Raw genomic sequence first — 4,961 nt, 5'->3', positions numbered from 1 at the left:
CCGGGCTCGTACCGCTCAAGGGCATCTCGCTCGTACCGCTCACCGGCATCCTGCTCGGCGGCGCGCTCACCGCGACAGTGCTCGCGGGGCGGCGCGCGCTCGACGAACTGCGCACGCGCAAGGGCGAGGTGGAGGCCGCGCTCGCGCTCGGCCTCCCCGACCGGGACGCGCGCCTCGAAATAGCCCGCCCCGCCGCGTCCGAGGCGCTGCTGCCCGGACTCGACCAGACCCGCACCGTGGGGCTCGTCACGCTCCCCGGCGCCTTCGTCGGCGTCCTGCTCGGCGGCGCGAGCCCGCTCGCGGCCGGCGCCGTGCAGCTCTTCGTACTGGTCGCGCTCATGGCGGTGCAGTCGCTCGCGGTCTCGGTGACGGTGGAACTCGTGGCACGGGGGCGGATCAACAGGGACTGAACGCCGCCGCGCCCGGCACACCCCGCCGGGACACCGCGACGCCCTTACCCGGACACGCCCCCCGCCTGGACGGCCAGGTACGACCCGTCCGCCCCCTCACCACGGCACGATCCGCCCCTCGCGGTCCAGGTAGGCGAGTCCGGGCCTGCCGAGCCGGGACTCCAGCACGTCCATGAGCAGCGAAACGCTCTCCTCGACGGTGTACGGGGCCCCGGGGCCGCCCAGCGCCGTGCGTACCCAGCCGGGGGCGAGCAGCAGGACCGACCGCCGGGTCCCCGACTGCCGGACGGCGAAGCCGCGTACGAACATGTTGAGCGCGGCCTTGCTGCCCCGGTACAGCTCGCGGCCGCCCGCCGTGTTGTTGGCGATACTGCCCTGGCCGGAGGACATCGCGCCGATGAGCCCGTCGTCGGCGACCAGGTCCGCCACGGTCTCGATGACCCGCATGGGGCCCAGGGCGTTGGTCACCATGACCCGGACGAAGTCCTCCGTCGCCACCTCCCCGACCGGGGTGTCCTCCTCGCTCGTGGTCCCGGAACTGACGAAGAGCATGTCGAGCCGGCGGCCCGTGAGACGCGCGCGCAGGGCGGTGACCTGCGCGGGGTCGGCGACGTCGAGTCCTTCGACGGTCAGGTGCCCGGCGGAGCGCGCGGCGAGTTCCGCCAGCGGGCCCCGGGCGCCGGGATCACGGGTGGTGCCGATCACGTCCCAGCCCCCGGTCGACCAGGGGCGGCGGCGAGACCGTGCCCCAGCCCGCGCGAGGCGCCAACTAGGAGAGCGGTACCGGGGTGGGACAACGGGGGACATGCGCGTTCCGATCCTTCGGCGTTCGGGGTCCCGATGGTAAGAAGCCCCCCGCACACATCCGTGTGACCTCCACGCTTCCCGGCCCCGCCGGACGAGGGCCGCCCCGGGGAGGCGCGGGGCCGCAGCGTCCCCTCGCGGGGCGGTGCTTTCCCCCCGGCCGCGTCCCGCCTCGGGGCCGGTCGCCGCCCGGTGTCGCGGTCTGCCGGGCATTTCCGGCTCCCGGGCCTCGGGGCTCCCACGCTCCGGGCTCCTGGGCTCCCGCGCTCCAGGCAGCCGCGCTCCGCGCTCCCGGGCTCAGCCTCCGACGAGTGACCGCGCCGCCGTCACCATCGTCTCGCGACGCCGCGCCCGCTCCTCGTCCGTGCTCCTCCCGCCGTCCCCCGCCCCGCCCGTCGTCCCGAACGGGGAGCCGCCCAGGGGCAGCAGGACCAGCAGGTCGCGCAGGGACTCCGGCGGGAGCGCGCTCGGCACCGTGCCCGCGCGCTGGGCCGCCGCGATGCGCGCGGCCTTGTCGCGCCGCGCCTCCACCACGGCCTCGGGGACGGGCGACTCGGGGCGTTCGAGACCGCGCCAGGCCGCGAGACGGACCGCCTCCGGGTGCGACTCGTGGTGGTCGAACACGCGCCCCGCGTAGCCCGGCAGGTCGTCCGCGTCGAGCGGGACGGCCTCGATCAGCTCCGTGACGACACGGCTGTACACCGTGTCGAAGAGGTCCACCTTGCTGCCGAAGTACCGGTAGAGCAGGGCGTTGTTCACCTCGTCCACCGTGGTGATGCGGTCCACCCGCGCCCCGGCGACGCCGTGCCGGGCGAACTCCTCGGTGGCGGCGGTGAGGATCTTGCGCCTGGTCTCCTCCGCGTTGCGCGCCATGCGACCAGCGTACCGAGCCCCTGAGCAGGCACTCACCCGTACCGGCGCCCGCGCGAGCCGCCCGCGCGGGGGAGGGGTGCGTCCGCGGAGCGAGTCCCCGCCGCTCATCCCGGCCCGAGCGCGAGCACCCCCACCGTCTGGCCCCCGCTCGTCTCGCCCGTCGCCCGGAACCCCAGGCGGCGGTAGAAGCCTCCGGGACCGTCCGGGCCCGGGTGCCACGTGGTGGTCAGGAGGTCCTTGCCCCGGCGGCGCAGCTCCTCGGCCACCGCCGTCACCGCGAAGCGCCCGTGCCCCCGCCCCTGCGCGCCCGCGTCGATGTTCAGGCGCCACAGGCCCGAGCGGACGTCGGTCCCGTCGTCCTTCCAGTCGATGTCGTGGAACGCCATGAGGAAGCCGACCGCGCGCTCGCCGTCCATGATCAGCCGGGGCCACGCCTCGGGGTGCACGTACGCCTCGGCGAGGGACTTCGCCACCGGGGCCACGGCGTGCTCCTGCTCGGGGCGCACCCGCAGGGCGAGCGCGGCTTCGATGGTGTCCGGGGTCACGAGGGCGAGGTGCGGCATGATCGCGACGCTAGGGGGCCGGTACGCGCCGGGCAAGCGCTTTTCCGGCGTCGGCCGGGTCCCGGGCGGCCCCCTCGTCCCGGTGCGCCCGTTCCACCGCCTGCCCCCAGTACGTCCCCGCGAGCATGAGCGCCGCGCCCGCCGCCGCCCACGCCGTCAGGTGCTCGCCGCCGACGAGCAGCCCCGTCGCGACCGCCCACACCGGCTCCGTGCCGAGCAGGAGACTCGCCCGGCTCGCCGAGGTCCGCTGCACCGCCCACGTCTGCGCGAGGAACGCGAACAGGCTGCACAGCAGGGCCAGGTACAGCAGCCGCGAGCCCGTCGCGGCGTCGCTCGCCGCGAGATCGCCGAGGTACGGCGCGGCGCAGGGCAGGACGAGCGCGGTCCCGGTCACCATCTGCACCGTGGTGAGATGCAGCGGGTCCACCCGGTGCCGCGCGGTCACCCGGCCGACGAGCGCGACGTGCCCCGCCCGCACGAGGGCCGCGCCGAGCACCAGCAGGTCCCCGCCGCGCGGCAGCCCGAGCCCGCCGTCCCCGCCCGCGCCGATGAGCCCGACCGCGAGGACGCACAGCAGCGCCGCCGCGTAGAAGCGCGCCGGGAGCGGGGACCGGGTGCGGTCGAGCGGAGGGGTGAGCACGATCGTGAGGCTGATGAGGAGACCGGCGTGCGCCGCGCTCGTGTGCGCGACCCCGTACGTCTCCAGCACGAGCACCGCCGCCTGCGTCACGCCCAGCAGCAGCCCCGCCCGGACCTCCGTACGCGTCCAGGCGCGCCGCCGGACCAGGACCACGGCCCCGCAGGCGAGCGCCCCGAGCGCGTACCGCGCGAAGAGCACGGCGAGCACGGGCAGGACGTCCGTCGCAGATTTCGCGACGAGATAGCTGGAGCCCCAGACGACGGCGACGAGAAGGAGTACCGCATCGGTACGGCGTACGGCGAACATGCGCTCCACGCTGCCCCACCTCCTCGTTGAAGACCAGATACCAGTTTCTTCACCGAAGATGTAGCAGCACTACACTATGGGGATGGACGAACGACAGCTCCGGGTCCTGCGCGAGCTCGGCGAGCTGGGCAGCGTGAGCGCCGTCGCCGAGGCCCTGCGCGTCACGCCCTCGGCGATCTCGCAGCAACTGCGCCTGCTCCAGCGCTCGGTGCCGCTCCCGCTCACCGAGCGCGAGGGCCGCCGCGTCGTGCTCACTGAGGCCGGCCGGGTGCTCGCGGACGCGGCGATCGAGGTCGAGAGCGCGCTCGCCCGCGCCCGGCACACGCTCACCGACTACGCGGAGCAGCCCGCCGGAGAGGTCTCGGTCGCCGCGTTCTCCAGCGCCGCCGCCGCCTTCTTCCCACCGCTCCTGCGCGCCTGCGCGGGAGCGGACGCGCCCCGGCTCGCCCTCGCCGACGAGGACGTGGCCCAGGGCCACTTCCCCCCGCTGACCCGCGCCTACGACCTCGTGCTCGCCCACCGCCTCGACCACGCCCCGCCGTGGCCGCCCACGGTCACCGCGACGACCCTGCTGCGCGAACCCCTCGACGTGGCGCTCCCCTCCGGCCACCCGCTCGCCGCGCACGCCACCCTCCGTCCGGCGCAGGTCGCGGACGAGCCGTGGATCGCCGTCCACGACGGCTTCCCGCTCCTCGCGACGGTCGACGCGCTCGCCACGGTCGCCGGGCGGCCCCTGCGCCTCGTGCACCGCGTCAACGAGTTCACCGTCTCGGCCGCGCTCGTCGCGGCGGGCGGCGGGCTCGCCCTGATCCCGCGCTGGACGGTCCCCGCCCAGGAGGGCGTGGTCCTGCGGCCCCTCGACGGCGTGCACGCGCTGCGCAACGTGGACGTGCTCCACCGGCCCGAGCGGACGGCGCGGCGGGCCGTCGGGGACGTCGTGCGGCTCCTGGAGCGGGTGGCGGCCGAGGTACGGGGCGGGGAGGCCGCCGCGACACCGTGACGTGGCTCTCTCGCACGTCATCTCTCCTTGCCTGGCAGGCAAGTTGGTTCGATCATGAAAGGAACTTGGCCACGGGGGGCGCGAGATGAGCCAGTACGACGAGGGGCACACGGTCGCGGGCCGGACGGGGGCGGCCGTCGCGATCGCGGGCTCCGCCTGCCTCGCGGTGGCCGTGGTCGGCTGGACGCCTGGCTGGTACGTGGGCCTCGTGCTCCTGGTCTCGGCCGCCGTCCTCACCTGGGTGCTGCACCTCGCGGGCTGGGGCAAGCCGGCCGGCCCACGCCCACGCGCCGCCTGGGGCGCACGTGACGCCTCCGCGCGCGCGGGCCATCCCGGCTGCCTCGCCTGCCGGCTGGCGGGCCGCG

6 protein-coding genes and 1 pseudogene are annotated in these 4,961 nt (G+C 75.7%); 3 read left to right on the top strand and 4 right to left on the bottom strand.

Going from position 1 to position 4,961, the window contains the following annotated elements; genetic code table 11:
- Positions 1–410: ABC transporter permease (locus SSBG_RS05090; protein ID WP_008745146.1), on the top strand; the 410-nt coding region annotated here is incomplete at its 5' end.
- Between the two features lie 96 nt (positions 411–506).
- On the opposite strand, the pseudogene SSBG_RS05085 reads toward SSBG_RS05090, so the two are convergent.
- The 4 genes and pseudogenes from SSBG_RS05085 to SSBG_RS05070 form a co-directional block, all read right to left on the bottom strand.
- Positions 507–1,207: pseudogene (locus SSBG_RS05085) on the bottom strand (SDR family oxidoreductase).
- A gap of 304 nt (positions 1,208–1,511) precedes the next feature.
- Entirely contained in the window at positions 1,512–2,087 is a 576-nt protein-coding gene (locus tag SSBG_RS05080) for a TetR/AcrR family transcriptional regulator (protein WP_008745144.1), read from the bottom strand.
- Between the two features lie 104 nt (positions 2,088–2,191).
- Entirely contained in the window at positions 2,192–2,650 is a 459-nt protein-coding gene (locus tag SSBG_RS05075) for a GNAT family N-acetyltransferase (RefSeq protein ID WP_008745143.1), read from the bottom strand.
- A 10-nt stretch (positions 2,651–2,660) separates the two neighbouring features.
- Positions 2,661–3,596, bottom strand: a complete 936-nt coding sequence (locus SSBG_RS05070) for a DMT family transporter (protein ID WP_037871125.1) — start codon at positions 3,594–3,596, stop codon at positions 2,661–2,663.
- Positions 3,597–3,678: 82 nt separating this feature from the next.
- Between SSBG_RS05070 and SSBG_RS05065 the strand changes: the two genes are divergently transcribed.
- Together SSBG_RS05065 and SSBG_RS05060 are read left to right on the top strand one after the other, a co-directional pair.
- A complete protein-coding gene (locus SSBG_RS05065; protein ID WP_008745141.1) occupies positions 3,679–4,596 on the top strand; it encodes a LysR family transcriptional regulator in 918 nt (305 codons plus the stop codon).
- 85 nt (positions 4,597–4,681) lie between these two features.
- Positions 4,682–4,961: hypothetical protein (locus tag SSBG_RS05060; protein ID WP_037868979.1), on the top strand; the 280-nt coding region annotated here is incomplete at its 3' end.

The sequence above is a fragment of the Streptomyces sp. SPB074 genome (assembly GCF_000154905.1).
GTDB lineage: Bacteria > Actinomycetota > Actinomycetes > Streptomycetales > Streptomycetaceae > Streptomyces.
This window is presented reverse-complemented; position numbering and strand designations above follow the sequence as displayed.